This window comes from Variovorax sp. OK212, assembly GCF_900112425.1.
Classification (GTDB): Bacteria; Pseudomonadota; Gammaproteobacteria; order Burkholderiales; family Burkholderiaceae_C; genus Variovorax.
Window position 1 is genome coordinate 74,882 of record NZ_FOLP01000013.1, and the last position, 14,301, is coordinate 89,182.

Here is a 14,301-nt window from a genome sequence, read left to right on the forward strand (position 1 = left end):
GCCTCGGCCACGGGCTCAAGGCAGCTTGGCGAGGAGCTTGTCGAGACGGGTGGGCGGAAGCTGGATGCCGCCACCCAGAAAGGAATCGTCGGCGGTGTCGTAGATCAACTCGTCGTCGGTCCAGAGAAGCTCGACGCCGTGCTCCCTGTAGGTGCGCTCCGCGAGGAGCGTCGAATCACCCGTCCGGTAGAGCCTCAAGAGAATCGTGCCGTGGTGCACGACAGTGGACCGGGCCGTGTAGGCACCGCCCTGAACGTCTGAAATCTCGGTCCGCCACTGATCAGGATATTCGTCGGCGCGGCTGCGGCCCCTCGCCTCGAAGCAATACCTGACGCCGACAAGAACGACCGCGATGCACAGCGCCCACCGGAGAACGCGCGCACCGCGGTGAAGCATGGAATGGCCCAGCGAGATCACAGGGCCACCCTGATCGGTGTGCCAAGCTTCATGGTGACCTTGTCGGTGTAGATGATGAAGTCGCCGCCCCGGTTGTGCTTGCGTTGCCACGCGCGAAAGTCCGAGTTCTTGACCGGATAGAGCACGGCATCCCTGGCGTACACATTGCCTTGAACCACCGCGTAGTCGAGCCACCCGATGTTCACCATCGTCGCGACCTGATGGGCTGGAACGATGGCCACATGACTGCGGTTCCAGTGCCCGAGGTACTGCGATGCATCGCCCGTCTTGTCCGTGAACGTGAAGTTGTCTTTCACATAGATGGAAACATCGGTCACGACGGCCGTCTTGTTCTTGTGGTCGAACCAGGCGTACGAAACTGCCGCGTAGAGATTGAAGGAGCCCAACGCGCAGGTCAGGTCGTCCGGCAGGCCCTCGTTGGAAAGCGACTGCGTAAGGAACTGCGTCAGCTTCTGGCTCAGGGTGCCCTCGACGGGCGCCTGCTGGAACTGGAATTCCTTGTGGAGACGCACCAAGTCTCCCTTGCACTCCAGCCAGGGCCGGATGTCCTGCCGGTTGCGGTACGGGCGCAGCTTCTTCGCAATGGCGTCGCGCGCCCTCGGCGTTCCAAGTTGAGACATCAGTTGGTTCAGTCCCTCCCTGGCTCTGGCAAATTTCAACACCCAATCGATCTTGACGGACATGGTGTCGATCATTGCCGGCGGAAAAGGCACGGCGTTCTGGTTGAGGCCGTCGCGCTCGTCATCCGACGTGGGCGGGTAGTTCAACTGCCCCGCAAACCATTTGTCCATCAGGTCCGCGCCCACCGGCGCGCCGATCTTGCGCATCGCCCCGGGAATGTCCTGGATGTCGAACGGCGGCACGGCTTGCACGGCCTTCGACTTCTCCTTTGGTGAGGGCGGAGGTGGAGGCGATTGGAGCCAGCGCTGCAGGCTGGCCGCAGCACCGGACACCGCTTCTGCCACCTTGATCGCCCCGAGCGTCGCGTTGACGTACGGATCTTCCTTCGCCTTTTTCCTGGCGGGCACCTCCACCGATTTGCGCTCGCTGTGACCGACGGGCTTGCCAACCGCCGGCGGAGGCGCCCGGCTCGTGGACAGCGCAATGTCCTCCCTGCAGATTTCGCCAGTCTGCGGCGACCAGGAACGCATGAAATTGCTTGACCTGTGGAAGTCGATCTTTCCGCCTGCCTGTGGCTGCATTTTTTCCCCTCCCCCGTGTTCGAACACCGGTGCGGAGTATTTGCGCGGCAGGCGCGGGTTCGGGCTCCATCAGGGCCTGCGCGGACAAGCGCCGAACCCTGTTTCAGTGCACTTTTGTGCCATCCGTACGACTTTTGGCGAACACGGCACGACTGTTGCAAAGAAGCCAGCCTGCCCATAATGGCCGCCTCCTCCCGCCACCCGATGCCGATCCCATGGAACTGACCCCGCGCGAAAAAGACAAGCTGCTGATCTTCACCGCGGCGCTGCTGGCCGAACGCCGCAAGGCCCGCGGCCTCAAGCTCAACTACCCCGAAGCCATCGCGCTGATTTCCGCCGCCGTGATGGAGGGCGCCCGCGACGGCAAGAGCGTCGCCGAGCTCATGAGCGACGGGCGCGCCGTGCTGACCCGCGCCGACGTGATGGAGGGCATCGCCGAGATGATCCCGGACATCCAGGTCGAAGCCACCTTCCCCGACGGCACCAAGCTCGTGACCGTCCACCAGCCCATCGTCTGAACCGAAGCCAGAAAAAGAAAGACCTTCCATGCGCCACCCGACCGTTCCCACCGTCGCCAAGACCCTGGCCCTTCTCGCCGCCGTGCTGCCGCTGGCAGCCAGCGCCCACACCGGCGTCGACGGCGGCATGCACCACGGCTTCACCACCGGCTTCCTGCACCCGCTGACCGGCGCCGACCACCTGGCCGCCATGGTCGCGGTCGGTTTCTGGAGCGCCCTGGCCGCGCGCCGCGCCTGGCCCGACCTGCTCTGGGCGCCGCTGGCCTTCGCCGGCATGCTGCTGGTGGGCGCGCTGATGGGCCTGGCCGGCGTGCAGCTGCCGGCGGTCGAGCCAATGATCGCGGCCTCGCTGCTGGTGCTGGGCCTGCTGGTGGCCACGCGCGTGCACCTGCCGGCCGTCGTCGCCATGGCGGTGGTCGGCGTGTTCGCGGTGTTCCACGGCGTGGCCCACGGCTACGAACTTGCCAGCGAAGACGGCGCGGCCCTCACGCTGGCCGGCATGGTCGGCGCGACGGTGCTGCTGCACGTGGCGGGCATCGCGCTGGGCTGGTCGCTGCGCCGTGCCAACGCCTGGCTGCCGCGCGTGGCCGGCGCCGCCGTCGTCGGCCTGGGCGCGACGCTGCTGGCACAAGCCATCTGAGGCCGGCTGCCATGGTCCCCGGCGAACTTTTCACCGACGACGGCGAGCACACGCTCAACCCCGGCCGCCGCACCCTCACGCTGGTGGTGCAGAACACCGCCGACCGGCCGATCCAGGTCGGCTCGCACTACCACTTCGCCGAGACCAACGGCGCACTCGGCTTCGACCGCGAGGCCGCGCACGGCATGCGGCTGAACATCGCCTCGGGCGCCGCGGTGCGCTTCGAGCCCGGCCAGCAGCGCACGGTCGAGCTGGTCGATTTCTCGGGCGATCGCATCGTCTACGGCTTTCGCGGCCTGGTTCAAGGAAAACTCTAAATGGCCACCATCGGGCGACGCGCCTACGCGGAAATCTTCGGCCCCACCGTGGGCGACCGCGTCCGCCTTGCGGACACCGACCTGCTGATCGAGGTCGAGGCCGACTACACCCTGCGCGCCGGCGGCTACGGCGAAGAGGTGAAGTTCGGCGGCGGCAAGACCATCCGCGACGGCATGGCGCAATCGCAGCGCACCAGGGACGGCAAAGGCAGCGGCCCTGCGGCCGGTGGCGCCGTCGACACGGTACTGACCAACGCGCTCATCCTCGACCACTGGGGCATCGTCAAGGCCGACATCGGCCTGAAGGGCGGGCGCATCGCCGCCATCGGCAAGGCCGGCAACCCCGACGTGCAGCCGGGCGTGGACATCGTCATCGGCCCGGGCACCGAGATCATCAGCTGCGAGGGCAACATCGTCACCGCCGGCGGCATCGACAGCCACATCCACTTCATCTGCCCGCAGCAGATCGAAGAGGCGCTGTCTTCCGGCGTCACCACCATGCTCGGCGGCGGCACCGGCCCCGCCACCGGCACCTTCGCCACCACCGCCACGCCGGGCCCGTGGCACATCGAGCGCATGCTGCAGGCCGCCGATGCGTTCCCCATGAACCTGGGCTTCCTGGGCAAGGGCAACGCCAGCCTGCCCGATGCGCTGCACGAGCAGATCGACGCCGGCGTCATCGGCCTGAAGCTGCATGAAGACTGGGGCACCACGCCCGCGGCCATCAGCAACTGCCTGGACGTGGCCGACGCCACAGACACGCAGGTGGCCATCCACAGCGACACGCTGAACGAATCGGGCTTTGTCGAGAACACCATCGCGGCGGTGGGCGGGCGCGCCATCTGCGCCTTCCACACCGAAGGCGCGGGCGGCGGCCATGCGCCCGACATCCTGCGCGTGGTGGGCGAAGACAACTTCCTGCCGTCGTCGACCAACCCGACCATGCCCTACACCGTGAACACGCTCGACGAACACGTCGACATGCTCATGGTGTGCCACCACCTGGACGCCGGCATCGCCGAGGACCTGGCCTTTGCCGAGTCGCGCATCCGCAAGGAGACCATTGCCGCCGAAGACGTGCTGCACGACCTGGGCGCCATCAGCATGTTCAGCTCCGACAGCCAGGCCATGGGCCGCGTCGGCGAGGTCATCATCCGCACCTGGCAGACCGCGCACAAGATGAAGCTGCAGCGCGGCAAGCTGCCTGAGGACAACGAGCGCAACGACAACTTCCGCGCCAGGCGCTTCGTCGCCAAGTACACGATCAACCCGGCCATCGCGCACGGCATCGCGCACGAGGTGGGTTCGCTGGAGGTCGGCAAGTGGGCCGACATCGTGATCTGGAAGCCGGCCTTCTTCGGCGTGAAGCCCTTCACCATCCTGAAGGGCGGCACCATCGCCATGGCCGCCATGGGCGACCCCAGCGCCTCCATTCCCACGCCGCAGCCCGTGCACTTCCGCCCGATGTTCGGCGCCTACGGCGGCTCGCTCGCCAGGAGCTCGCTGACCTTCGTCTCGCAGGCCGGCCTGGCCTCGGGCATCAAGGAACGCTACGGCCTGAGCAAGAACCTCAGCGCGGTGAAGAACATCCGCAACGTGCGCAAGCAGCACATGGTCCACAACGGCTACACGCCGAAGATGGAGATCGACGCGCAGACCTATGCGGTGCGCGCCGACGGGCACCTGCTGACCTGCGAGCCGGCGAAGCTGCTGCCGATGGCGCAGCGGTATTTCCTGTTCTAACGCGGTATCTCTCTGACGATCTCCTCGACTCCTTTCAGCGCCTTGCCGACGAATTCGAGCGTGACGCCGTCACCAGCGGGCGTCAGCAAGACAGCGTCACCCGCCTGCAAGCCCCAACGGGCGACCACTTCATCTGGCAGGATGACACCCGCTTCGCCATCGATCTGGATGATTTGAAGCGCCGTGGTCATGTGAGTCGCAGCGAAGAGGAAAAGAAGAATGGATTTTGTCAAAGGGCGTGTGGTCACAGGCGCCTTGGGCGCACTGCTCGGTGCATTCCTTGGCGTTCTGATCAACATCTTCATACAGTGGGGCGGCCACCGGTGGGGCATTCCGCAGACCCTGGGCTGGACGAACGTGGTTCAGTGCAGCGCGGTGACCTGCGGGCTGATAGGCCTGGTCTTCGGTGAGTCGGTCGGCAGCGTCCTCGGCTACGCCATCGACTTCGTATGGAGCCTGATCACGCGTGGCTCCAGCCGCACACGCTGAGCCGGGATTGCTTCCATACTCGGCATTCTTTGGTTTGTGATGGATTGAACGTGCTAACAGCTTCAAAGATTTTTCCTCAAGGCTCCGGGCTCGCTCCGGTGCTGATCCGCAGGGCATCGACCATCGAGCTCGACTGGGACATCCGCCAGAAGAGCCGCTTCGACGCCACCGACTCCCAAGGCCGCCAGATCGGCGTGTTCCTTCCGCGCGGCACGGCCGTGCGCGGCGGCGACATGCTCGTGGCCGAAGACGGCTCGCTGGTGCGCGTGATCGCGGCGCCGCAGCCCGTGCTGCGCATCACGCACTGCACCGCCCACGGCACGCCCTTCGACCTGACGCGCGCGGCCTATCACCTGGGCAACCGGCATGTGCCGATCGAACTCAAGCCCGACCACCTCAAGATCGAGCCCGACCATGTGCTGGCCGACATGCTGCGTTCGATGCACCTGATCGTCGTGGCGGTCGAGGAGGCGTTCGAGCCCGAGGGCGGCGCCTATGGGTCGCACGAGCATGCGCACGGTGGCGGCCACGGCCACGGCCACGGCCATGACCATGGGCATTCGCACGCAAGCGGCAAGGGCCCGAAGCCGCTCGTGCTCGCACCGGAGCTGCTGGACGACCACGACCATTCGCATGGCCACGACCACCGCCACCACGGCCACTCCCACTGAGATGAACGCTGGCGCTTCGGCCGGTCGCGTTGCGCGAGCACCCGGTGTCCTGTGCACGCGCCCCGAGCACCGCCACGCCATCGCGACCCCACGGGTTGAAAGCGCACATGCCTGACGCGAGCCAAAGCCTCCTGCAACTCATCTGGCTCGCGTCTCCCGCGCTGCCCGTCGGCGGTTTCTCGTATTCCGAGGGCGTCGAGGCCGCGGTCGAATGGGCCGGCATCGATTCCGAATCGCGCGCGGCCGAATGGCTGTCCGACCAACTGCACCTGAGCTTCGCGCGCGGCGATCTCGCGCTCTTCGCGCAGGCCGTCTCGGCCTGGCGCACGAACGACATGCCGCGCATCCACGCACTCAACGAATGGGTGATGGTGACGCGCGAGTCGGCCGAGTTCCTCCTGCAGACCGAGCAGATGGGCCGCTCCTTCGTCGAGTGGCTCAAGCTGCACCATGCCGACACCGCCGCGGTGTTCGCCGGCCTGCCCGCGAGCTACCCCGTGGCCTTCGCCTTCGCTGCGAGCCGCACCACCGCCCCGGTGCACGACTGCGCCCTGGCGTTTGCCTTCGGCTGGGCCGAGAACATGGTGGGCGCGGCCGTCAAGGCGGTGCCGCTGGGCCAGAGCGCGGGGCAGCGCATCCTGGGCCGGCTCGCCCGCGAGATCCCCGACACCGTGACCCGCGCCATGGCCCTTTCCGACGACGAGCGCCAGGCGTTCGCCCCGCTGCTGGCCGTGCTTTCGGCGCGGCACGAAACGCAATACTCCCGCCTCTTCCGCAGCTAGCACGCACGCGCGCGCAAGGTCCTCACAGATGCCGATGTTTCCCAAGTCCGTCGAATGGCCGCCCGCAGGCACGCTGCAGGGCGAAGGCCGCTCGAAGGTATGGGAAGGCCGCATCGCGATCGCGCCGTTCGGCGAGTTCGACCTGCGCGTGCACGGGACTGCCGAAGGACCGACGCCGGCGCAGACCGGCGCGATGCAGAAGGTGCTCGCCAACGCCGCCGCGCTGCGCGACACCGCGGGCGCGCCCATGGTCGAGGTGATCGCCGAAGGCGGCATCCTCCCCGACGGACTGGTGCTCGACACCGCCTCGCTCTGGTCGCAGCTGAAGCCTTCCTTCGTCGAGGTGGCCCAGCCCGGCTACGACCCGGGCGGCGCCATCGCCATCTCGCTGGGCTTCGAGATGCCGTGGTGGGTCGAACACCTGCTGCACATCCGCACCCTCGACGGCGAATTCGACGAGGCCTGCCCCGAGTAGCCCGCGCGCACCGACACACACACACGCACTTTTTTCCGGAACCGAACCATGACCTCCGCCCTGCACCACATCCCCCATCGCACCAAGAGACTGCCCCCGCTGCGCGTGGGCATCGGCGGCCCGGTGGGTTCGGGCAAGACCACGCTGCTGGAGATGCTCTGCAAGGCGATGCGCGACAAGTACGACCTGATCGCCATCACCAACGACATCTACACCAAGGAAGACCAGCGCCTGCTGACGGTGGCCGGCGCGCTGCCGGCCGAACGCATCATGGGCGTGGAAACGGGCGGTTGCCCGCACACTGCCATCCGCGAAGACGCGTCGATCAACCTCGAGGCCATCGACCGCATGCTGGAGGATTTTCCGGATGCCGACGTGGTGTTCGTCGAGTCGGGCGGCGACAACCTCGCGGCCACCTTCAGCCCCGAGCTGTCGGACCTCACGATCTACGTGATCGACGTGGCGGCCGGCGAGAAGATCCCGCGCAAGGGCGGCCCCGGCATCACCAAGAGCGACCTCTTCGTGATCAACAAGACCGACCTGGCGCCCTACGTGGGCGCGAACCTCGACGTGATGGAGCAGGACACGCAGCGCATGCGCCGCCAGCGCCCCTACGTGATGACCAACCTCAAGACCCTCACCGGCGTGGCCGAGGTGGTGGCGTTCATCGAAGAGCGCGGCATGCTGGCCGCGGGCTGAACGACGACGCGTTCGGAAAGCCCGTTCAGGGCAGGCCCAGGTAGACGCGCAGGTCGTCCCTCACCGTACCGGCCGATGCCACGGCGGTGCGCAGGCGCTCCTCGCTCACGCCAAACCATTGGGTCCAGTAGTCGACCTCCTTGAGGTCGGTCACGTCGATCCGTTCGTCGTCTTGCGGAATGCGGATCTCGCTGTGGTCGGGCATCGTCTTCTCCTGGGAAGGTGCAGAGGGTGAGCAAGTAGAAACGGGAATTTGGAGACGCGAGTCTCCTCGCCGCCGGGTGCGCGCCAGCCGGACAGTTCCGACGCGGCGTGCAGGACAAATTCCATGGCGCGTGCGCGGCATTTCGCGATGTGCGAAGGCGTGGCCGCCGACACGCGTTTGGCTTCCCGGCTGGCCCGGGCGCGCATGCATTTTGGAGCGCTCCATGATGGAATGGGTGTCCGTATGTTTCATGGAGAACCACGATGGAGCCGAACACCCGCAGGCTTCTCAGCATCGGCGTCCCAGGCCTGAACGATGTCATGGGAGGCGGCCTCGAGCCCAACCGGCTCTACCTGGTGGAGGGCACGCCCGGCGCGGGCAAGACCACCATCGCACTGCAGTTCCTGATGGAAGGCGTGCGCCAGGGTGAGTCGGTGCTCTACGTCACGCTGTCCGAAACCGAGACCGAACTGCGCGGCGTAGCCGCATCGCATGGCTGGGACCTGTCGGCCATCCACATGCGAGAAATGCTCCCCACGCAGGACACGCTGCAGCCTGAAGAGCAGTACACGATGTTTCATCCGTCCGAGGTGGAGCTCAGCGAGACCACGCTGCGCATCCTCAGCGACGTGGAAACGCTCAAGCCCTCGCGCATCGTGTTCGATTCGCTGTCGGAGCTGCGGCTGCTCTCGGGCACCTCGCTGCGCTACCGGCGGCAGATACTGGCGCTGAAGCAGTTCTTCGCGGGGCGCCAGTGCACCGTGCTGCTGCTCGACGACATGACCGCCACCGAGCACGACCTGCAGGTGCAGAGCATCGCGCACGCGGTGCTGCGGCTGGAGCAGTCCAACTCCGATTACGGCTCGGCACGCCGCCGGCTGCTGGTGGTCAAGTACCGCGGGCAGTCGTTTCGCGGCGGCTACCACGACTACAAGATCCACCGCGGCGGCCTGCAGGTGTTTCCGCGGCTGGTGGCCGCCGAACACGTGCGCGAGACCGCCCAGACCAAGCTGCCCAGCGGCATCGCGCCGCTGGACACGCTGCTCGGCGGCGGTCTCGAGAAAGGCACGAGCACGCTGTTCGTGGGCGCGCCGGGCACGGGCAAGTCGTCGGTGGCGGTGCAGTTCGCCATTGCCGCGGCCGAGCGCGGCGAGACCGCGGCGCTCTTCATCTTCGACGAGAGCATCACCACGCTGCGCACGCGCTGTACCGGCCTGGGCATGAAGATCGACCCGTACCTGGAGTCGGGCCTGATCCGCATCAAGCAGGTCGACCCGGCCGAGCTGTCGCCCGGCGAACTGGTGCACGAGATACGGCTGGCGGTCACGCAGCATTCGGCATCTGTGATCGTGATCGACAGCCTCAACGGCTACCTCAACGCGATGCCCGACGAGCGCTTCCTGATCGTGCAGCTGCACGAGCTGCTCACCTACCTCGGCCAGTCCGGCGTGGCCACGCTGCTGGTGGGCGCGCAGCACGGGCTCATCGGCATGCAGATGCAGACACCGGTCGACGCCAGCTACCTGGCCGACGCGGTCGTGCTGCTGCGCTACTTCGAATCCGAAGGCGAGGTGCGCCAGGCCATCTCGGTGCTCAAGAAGCGCGGCGGCGTGCACGAGCGTTCGATCCGCGCCTTCTCGATGGACCATGCCGGGCTGAACGTGGGTGAGCCGCTGCGCCAATTCAGGGGCATCCTCACCGGCGTGCCCGTGCCGGTCGACGGCGTTGCGGCCGTCCCACCGTGACGATCGCTGCCACGGCCGCCCCCACCACGCCGGCGCTGGTGCCTGCGCCCGCGCCCATGCCCGCGGAGGTGCCAGTGCCGGTGCCCGCCGATCCGCAGTTGCGCGTGCTGCTGCGCACCGCCACGTCCAAGGACGCGGTGATGACCACCGCCGTGCTGGCCCACGCGGGCATCGAGGCGCACGTGTGCACCACGCTGCACGAGTTGCTGCACGAGATCCCGCGCGGCGCCGGCGCGCTGCTGGTGTCCGAGGAAATGCTCTCGGGCACCGGCGCGGCCGAACTTGCGGACGCGGTATCGACCCAGCCGCCGTGGTCCGACCTGCCGGTGCTGATCCTCGCGCGGCAGGGCGCCGACTCGCGCGCCATCACCACCGCCATGGAAGGCATGGCCAACGTCACCGTGCTGGAGCGCCCGATCCGCGTGGCCTCGCTGGTGAGCGCGCTGCGCAGTGCGTTGCGCGCGCGCCGGCGCCAGTACGAACTGCGCAAGATCCTCGAGGACCTGAGCGAAGCCGACAAGCGCAAGACCGAGTTCCTCGCCACGCTGGCGCACGAGCTGCGCAACCCGCTGGCGCCGCTGAGCACCGCGCTGGCCATCCTCAAGCGCAAGACCCTCGCGCCCGAGGCGGCGCTGCCCTACTACGAGCTCATGGGCCGCCAGGTGGAGCACATGGTGCGCCTGGTGAACGACCTGATGGAGGTCTCGCGCATCACGCGCGGCAAGATCGAACTGCAGCTCGGCGAACTCGCGCTCGACCAGGTGATCCGCGGCGCGGTGGAGCTGAGCCGCCCGCTGATGGACGCGGGCCGCCACACGCTCGCGCTGCACATGCCCGACGCCTCGCTCGCGGTCGAAGGCGACAGCGTGCGGCTCACGCAGGTGTTCTCCAACCTGCTGAACAACGCCGCCAAGTACACGCCCGAAGGTGGGCGCATCGACGTGTTCGTCGAGCGCGGCGCGCACGACCATGCCGTGGTGCGCGTGAAGGACAGCGGCGCGGGCATTCCGCCGGCCATGCTCGGCGCGATCTTCGACATGTTCGTGCAGGTCAGCGGCACGGCGCGCGCCGCACAGGGCGGGCTCGGCATCGGCCTCACGCTGGTGAAGAGCCTGGTGGAGCTGCACGGCGGCACGGTCAGCGCGAAGAGCGAGGGTGCCAACCAAGGCAGCGAGTTCACCGTGTCGCTGCCCCTGCTCGACCACGACGTGCGCGCCGGCACGCACGCCCGTGCCTCCCTGGAGGCGGTGGCCGCGCAGCAGCGCATCCTGGTGGTCGACGACAACCGCGACGCGGCGGAGTCGCTCGCGGCCCTGCTGGGCCTGCTGGGCGCGCAGACCGCCGTGGCCTTCAGCGGCACGGAAGCACTGCGCATGGCCGAAGGCTTCGAGCCGACGCTCGGCATCCTGGACATCGGCATGCCGGGCATGGACGGCTGCGAACTGGCGCGCCGGCTTCGCGCGCACCCGCAGCACCACGGCATGGGACTGATCGCGCTCACGGGCTGGGGCCAATCCGACGACCGGGTCCGCATCGCGCGGGCCGGCTTCGACCATCACCTGCTGAAGCCGGTGGACGAGGAAGAGCTGTCGCTCACGCTGCGCAAGCTGGGGCAGCGCGGCAGCGGGTAAAGAGAAAAGAGAAAAGAGGTCAGAGCTCGCTGCCGTCGCGCAGCTGCCTTGCCTTGTAGACCAGGCGCACGCTGGCACGGCGCGGGTCGCTGACCTGCTGCACGTACACGTCGGTGTCGTTGCTCACCCATGCGGCGTAGGCGGTGCCAGGGTCGCGCGAAGCAAGCTCGGCGCCGAACACGCCGCGGCCCCATTGCACGAGGGCGGTGAAGGCCGAGGCGCCGCTGTCGGGCGTGGCCTGCGCCGCCGCCACGTACTCGACGCGGCGCAACTCGGAAGCGGCGAAGAAGAAGGTCGGCTCGAACAGCAGCCCGGCCATCTCGACCGGCGCCGCGCGCCAGTTGCCGACCAGCCCGCCGCTCAGGCGTTGCGGCCGCTGCACGCGCTCGGCGGCGGGCAGCACGGCCTGCAGCTGCTCGGCCGACATGCCCAGGCGCACGCCCGGTGGCAGCGACTGCGCATGCAGCGCACCGGCACAGAGAAGGGCCGCGCTGGCGGCAAGGGCACGGAAAAATGTCAGGGAAGCAGCAAGGCGCACGTTCGGCATCGGGGAAAAAGCGGCGGAACCATGGGACCGCGAGTATGACGCGGAGTTCCGTGGCGCCGCTTTCCCGGGGCCTTGCGCCGGTGCGTCACTCCTCGACGAAAGCCTCTTCCCGCTTGGCTTTCACGGAGGGCAGCAGCACCACGATCAGCAGCAGCGCGGCGGCGGCCAGCAGGCCCGCCGACAGCGGCCGCATGACGAACACGCTCCAGTCGCCACGCGACAGCAGCAGCGCCCGGCGCAGGTTCTCTTCCATCATCGGCCCCAGGATGAAGCCCAGCAGCAGCGGCGCAGGCTCGCACTTGAGCTTCAGGAAGGCATAGCCCACGATGCCGAAGATGGCCACCATCCACACGTCGAAGGTGTTGTTGTTCTCCGAGTACACGCCCACCGCGCAGAACAGCACGATCGACGGAAAGAGCCACTTGTAGGGAATGGTCAGCAGCTTGATCCAGATGCCGATCATCGGCAGGTTCAGCACGATGAGCATCAGGTTGCCGATCCACATCGAGGCAATCAGGCCCCAGAACAGTTCCGGGTTGCTGGTCATCACCTGCGGGCCGGGCTGGATGTTGTGGATGGTCATGGCACCCACCATCAGCGCCATCACCGCGTTGGGCGGAATGCCCAGCGTCAGCAGCGGAATGAACGAGGTCTGCGCGCCGGCGTTGTTGGCCGACTCGGGCCCGGCCACGCCGCGGATGTTGCCCTTGCCGAAGGGCACTTCGCCCTTCTTCAGCTTCATCTTCTTCTCGATGGTGTAGGCCGCGAAGGCCGACAGCAGCGCGCCGCCGCCGGGCAGGATGCCCAGGGCCGAACCCAGTGCCGTGCCACGCAGCACCGCGGGCGTCATGTCCTTGAAGTCCTGCTTGGTGGGCCACAGGCCCTTGACCTTGGCGGTGAACACTTCGCGCTCGTGCTCGGGCACCGCGAGGTTGGCAATGATTTCGCCGTAGCCGAACACGCCCATCGCGATGGCGATGAAGCCGATGCCGTCGGTGAGCTCGGGAATGTCGAAGCTGTAGCGCGCCACGCCCGAATTCACGTCGGTACCGACCAGGCCCAGCGCCAGGCCGAACAGGATCATCGTGATGGCCTTGAGCAGCGAGCCCGAGGCCAGCACCACCGCGCCGATCAGGCCCAGGATCATCAGCGAGAAGTATTCGGCGGGGCCGAACTTGAAGGCCAGCTCGGTCAGCGGCGGCGCGAAGGCCGCCAGGATCAGCGTGCCCACGCAGCCCGCGAAGAACGAGCCCAGGCCCGCCGCGGCGAGCGCCGGTCCGGCGCGCCCCTTTCTTGCCATCTGGTAACCGTCGATCACGGTCACCACCGACGAAGACTCGCCGGGCAGGTTCACAAGAATCGCGGTGGTGGAGCCGCCGTACTGCGCGCCGTAGTAGATGCCGGCCAGCATGATCAGCGCCGACACAGGCGGCAGCGCATAGGTGGCGGGCAGCAGCATCGCGATGGTCGCGACCGGGCCGATGCCCGGGAGCACGCCGATCAGCGTGCCCAGCAAACAGCCCACGAAGGCATAGACGAGGTTCTGCGCCGTGAAGGCGACGCCGAAGCCGATCGAGAGATTGGTAATCAGGTCCATTGGTCTTGTCTTGTTCTTATGGGAATCAGCCTGCGATGAAGGTCGGCCACACCTGGAACTGCAGCTTCAGCGCGACCACGAAGGCCAGGTAGCTGCCGAGCGCGAGGATGGTGGCCAGCAGGGTCACGCCCTTCCAGCCGAAGTTGTCGCCCGCCAGGCTGGCGATGAAGGTCAGCGCGTAGATGGCGACGATGAGCCCCATCGACGGCAAGCCGATGCTCGGCAGGCCGCCGAGCAGCACGCCGAACATGAGGTTCGCGCCGATGATGAAAGCCAGCGGCTTCCATGCGATGCGCCCGATGGGCTCGCCGTCTTCCGTCTCGACGCTGAGCGCCTTGAGCGTGATGGCCACGCCCATGAGGGCAATGAGGATGCCCACGATCAGGGGAAAGTAGCCCGGGCCCATGCGGGCGCCGGAACCCACGTTGTAGGTCGTGGCGCCCCATGCGAAGGCCACGCCGAAGGCGCTGAAAAGCACGCCCGAGCAGAAGTCTCTCTGACTCTTGATTCTCACCGTTGATGTCTCCTGGAACTGCGTTGATCGGCACAGGGATGTGCGCGACCGATCCTAGGAATTCAGCGGCCTCGTGTGTATGAACAAAACATTGCCGTTCGGCAATGTT

The 14,301-nt window shown here is 67.3% G+C and carries 18 protein-coding genes; 11 read left to right on the forward strand and 7 right to left on the reverse strand.

The genetic code is table 11. The annotated features are described in order from the left end of the window. Positions 1 to 15 precede the first annotated feature (15 nt). Both BM004_RS28490 and BM004_RS28495 read right to left on the reverse strand, forming a co-directional pair. A complete protein-coding gene (locus BM004_RS28490) occupies positions 16 to 417 on the reverse strand; it encodes a hypothetical protein (RefSeq protein WP_093334562.1) in 402 nt (133 codons plus the stop codon). Further along, entirely contained in the window at positions 414 to 1,619 is a 1,206-nt protein-coding gene (locus BM004_RS28495) for a DUF6402 family protein (protein WP_143072541.1), read from the reverse strand. Before BM004_RS28495 ends, BM004_RS28490 begins: the two co-directional genes overlap by 4 nt. Positions 1,620 to 1,834: 215 nt before the next feature. On the opposite strand from BM004_RS28495, the gene BM004_RS28500 reads away from it, so the two are divergent. From BM004_RS28500 to ureC, 4 genes are read left to right on the forward strand one after another with little or no spacing between them, the layout of a single operon-like run. Further along, entirely contained in the window at positions 1,835 to 2,137 is a 303-nt protein-coding gene (locus BM004_RS28500; protein ID WP_093134790.1) for an urease subunit gamma, read from the forward strand. A 28-nt stretch (positions 2,138 to 2,165) separates the two neighbouring features. Continuing rightward, complete coding sequence (locus tag BM004_RS28505; RefSeq protein WP_093218536.1) at positions 2,166 to 2,777, forward strand: HupE/UreJ family protein; 612 nt, start codon at positions 2,166 to 2,168, stop codon at positions 2,775 to 2,777. Between the two features lie 11 nt (positions 2,778 to 2,788). Continuing rightward, a complete protein-coding gene (locus tag BM004_RS28510) occupies positions 2,789 to 3,094 on the forward strand; it encodes an urease subunit beta (RefSeq protein WP_093218539.1) in 306 nt (101 codons plus the stop codon). Next, on the forward strand, positions 3,095 to 4,837 hold the full coding sequence (gene ureC / locus BM004_RS28515) for an urease subunit alpha (RefSeq protein WP_093134783.1): 1,743 nt from the start codon (positions 3,095 to 3,097) through the stop codon (positions 4,835 to 4,837). On the opposite strand, the gene BM004_RS28520 is transcribed toward ureC, so the two are convergent. Then, positions 4,834 to 5,028 (reverse strand): AbrB/MazE/SpoVT family DNA-binding domain-containing protein, encoded by a 195-nt coding sequence (locus BM004_RS28520; RefSeq protein ID WP_093218541.1) that lies wholly within the window; start codon positions 5,026 to 5,028, stop codon positions 4,834 to 4,836. The genes ureC and BM004_RS28520 overlap by 4 nt on opposite strands. A gap of 28 nt (positions 5,029 to 5,056) precedes the next feature. Here BM004_RS28520 and BM004_RS28525 point away from each other — a divergent pair, with 28 nt between their 5' ends. The 5 genes from BM004_RS28525 (at position 5,057) to ureG (ending at position 7,953) form a co-directional block, all read left to right on the forward strand. Beyond that, the gene (locus BM004_RS28525) at positions 5,057 to 5,326 is read left to right on the forward strand and encodes a hypothetical protein (protein WP_093134779.1); all 270 of its coding nucleotides are present in this window, start codon (positions 5,057 to 5,059) and stop codon (positions 5,324 to 5,326) included. A gap of 50 nt (positions 5,327 to 5,376) precedes the next feature. Beyond that, positions 5,377 to 5,997, forward strand: a complete 621-nt coding sequence (gene ureE / locus BM004_RS28530; RefSeq protein WP_093218680.1) for an urease accessory protein UreE — start codon at positions 5,377 to 5,379, stop codon at positions 5,995 to 5,997. 107 nt (positions 5,998 to 6,104) lie between these two features. Beyond that, positions 6,105 to 6,779: an urease accessory protein UreF gene (locus tag BM004_RS28535; RefSeq protein ID WP_093218545.1), complete on the forward strand. Its 675-nt coding sequence runs from the start codon at positions 6,105 to 6,107 to the stop codon at positions 6,777 to 6,779. Positions 6,780 to 6,807: 28 nt separating this feature from the next. Then, positions 6,808 to 7,254: a hypothetical protein gene (locus tag BM004_RS28540; protein WP_093218546.1), complete on the forward strand. Its 447-nt coding sequence runs from the start codon at positions 6,808 to 6,810 to the stop codon at positions 7,252 to 7,254. Between the two features lie 48 nt (positions 7,255 to 7,302). Continuing rightward, positions 7,303 to 7,953, forward strand: coding sequence for an urease accessory protein UreG (ureG, locus tag BM004_RS28545; RefSeq protein WP_093134768.1), 651 nt, complete (start codon positions 7,303 to 7,305; stop codon positions 7,951 to 7,953). 25 nt (positions 7,954 to 7,978) lie between these two features. Here ureG and BM004_RS28550 read toward each other — a convergent pair whose 3' ends face one another. Further along, the gene (locus BM004_RS28550) at positions 7,979 to 8,158 is read right to left on the reverse strand and encodes a DUF3606 domain-containing protein (RefSeq protein ID WP_093134766.1); all 180 of its coding nucleotides are present in this window, start codon (positions 8,156 to 8,158) and stop codon (positions 7,979 to 7,981) included. Between the two features lie 263 nt (positions 8,159 to 8,421). Here BM004_RS28550 and BM004_RS28555 point away from each other — a divergent pair, with 263 nt between their 5' ends. Together BM004_RS28555 and BM004_RS28560 are read left to right on the forward strand one after the other, a co-directional pair. Continuing rightward, positions 8,422 to 9,903, forward strand: coding sequence for an ATPase domain-containing protein (locus tag BM004_RS28555; RefSeq protein ID WP_093134763.1), 1,482 nt, complete (start codon positions 8,422 to 8,424; stop codon positions 9,901 to 9,903). Then, on the forward strand, positions 9,900 to 11,534 hold the full coding sequence (locus tag BM004_RS28560; protein WP_256220091.1) for a hybrid sensor histidine kinase/response regulator: 1,635 nt from the start codon (positions 9,900 to 9,902) through the stop codon (positions 11,532 to 11,534). Before BM004_RS28555 ends, BM004_RS28560 begins: the two co-directional genes overlap by 4 nt. 19 nt (positions 11,535 to 11,553) lie before the next feature. On the opposite strand, the gene BM004_RS28565 is transcribed toward BM004_RS28560, so the two are convergent. From BM004_RS28565 to BM004_RS28575, 3 genes are all read right to left on the reverse strand, one after another. After that, complete coding sequence (locus tag BM004_RS28565) at positions 11,554 to 12,081, reverse strand: hypothetical protein (protein ID WP_093134760.1); 528 nt, start codon at positions 12,079 to 12,081, stop codon at positions 11,554 to 11,556. An 85-nt stretch (positions 12,082 to 12,166) separates the two neighbouring features. Beyond that, positions 12,167 to 13,678, reverse strand: coding sequence for a tripartite tricarboxylate transporter permease (locus BM004_RS28570; protein WP_093134757.1), 1,512 nt, complete (start codon positions 13,676 to 13,678; stop codon positions 12,167 to 12,169). 25 nt (positions 13,679 to 13,703) lie between these two features. Beyond that, on the reverse strand, positions 13,704 to 14,192 hold the full coding sequence (locus BM004_RS28575; protein ID WP_093134754.1) for a tripartite tricarboxylate transporter TctB family protein: 489 nt from the start codon (positions 14,190 to 14,192) through the stop codon (positions 13,704 to 13,706). Positions 14,193 to 14,301: the final 109 nt, after the last annotated feature.

Coding starts and splice junctions, on each gene's coding strand:
- BM004_RS28495 (WP_143072541.1), bottom strand. CDS start 1,619: ATGCAGCCACAGGCAGGCGGAAAGATCGACTTCCACAGGTCAAGCAAT.
- BM004_RS28500 (WP_093134790.1), top strand. CDS start 1,835: ATGGAACTGACCCCGCGCGAAAAAGACAAGCTGCTGATCTTCACCGCG.
- BM004_RS28505 (WP_093218536.1), top strand. CDS start 2,166: ATGCGCCACCCGACCGTTCCCACCGTCGCCAAGACCCTGGCCCTTCTC.
- BM004_RS28510 (WP_093218539.1), top strand. CDS start 2,789: ATGGTCCCCGGCGAACTTTTCACCGACGACGGCGAGCACACGCTCAAC.
- ureC (WP_093134783.1), top strand. CDS start 3,095: ATGGCCACCATCGGGCGACGCGCCTACGCGGAAATCTTCGGCCCCACC.
- BM004_RS28520 (WP_093218541.1), bottom strand. CDS start 5,028: ATGACCACGGCGCTTCAAATCATCCAGATCGATGGCGAAGCGGGTGTC.
- BM004_RS28525 (WP_093134779.1), top strand. CDS start 5,057: ATGGATTTTGTCAAAGGGCGTGTGGTCACAGGCGCCTTGGGCGCACTG.
- BM004_RS28535 (WP_093218545.1), top strand. CDS start 6,105: ATGCCTGACGCGAGCCAAAGCCTCCTGCAACTCATCTGGCTCGCGTCT.
- BM004_RS28540 (WP_093218546.1), top strand. CDS start 6,808: ATGCCGATGTTTCCCAAGTCCGTCGAATGGCCGCCCGCAGGCACGCTG.
- ureG (WP_093134768.1), top strand. CDS start 7,303: ATGACCTCCGCCCTGCACCACATCCCCCATCGCACCAAGAGACTGCCC.
- BM004_RS28550 (WP_093134766.1), bottom strand. CDS start 8,158: ATGCCCGACCACAGCGAGATCCGCATTCCGCAAGACGACGAACGGATC.
- BM004_RS28555 (WP_093134763.1), top strand. CDS start 8,422: ATGGAGCCGAACACCCGCAGGCTTCTCAGCATCGGCGTCCCAGGCCTG.
- BM004_RS28565 (WP_093134760.1), bottom strand. CDS start 12,081: ATGCCGAACGTGCGCCTTGCTGCTTCCCTGACATTTTTCCGTGCCCTT.
- BM004_RS28570 (WP_093134757.1), bottom strand. CDS start 13,678: ATGGACCTGATTACCAATCTCTCGATCGGCTTCGGCGTCGCCTTCACG.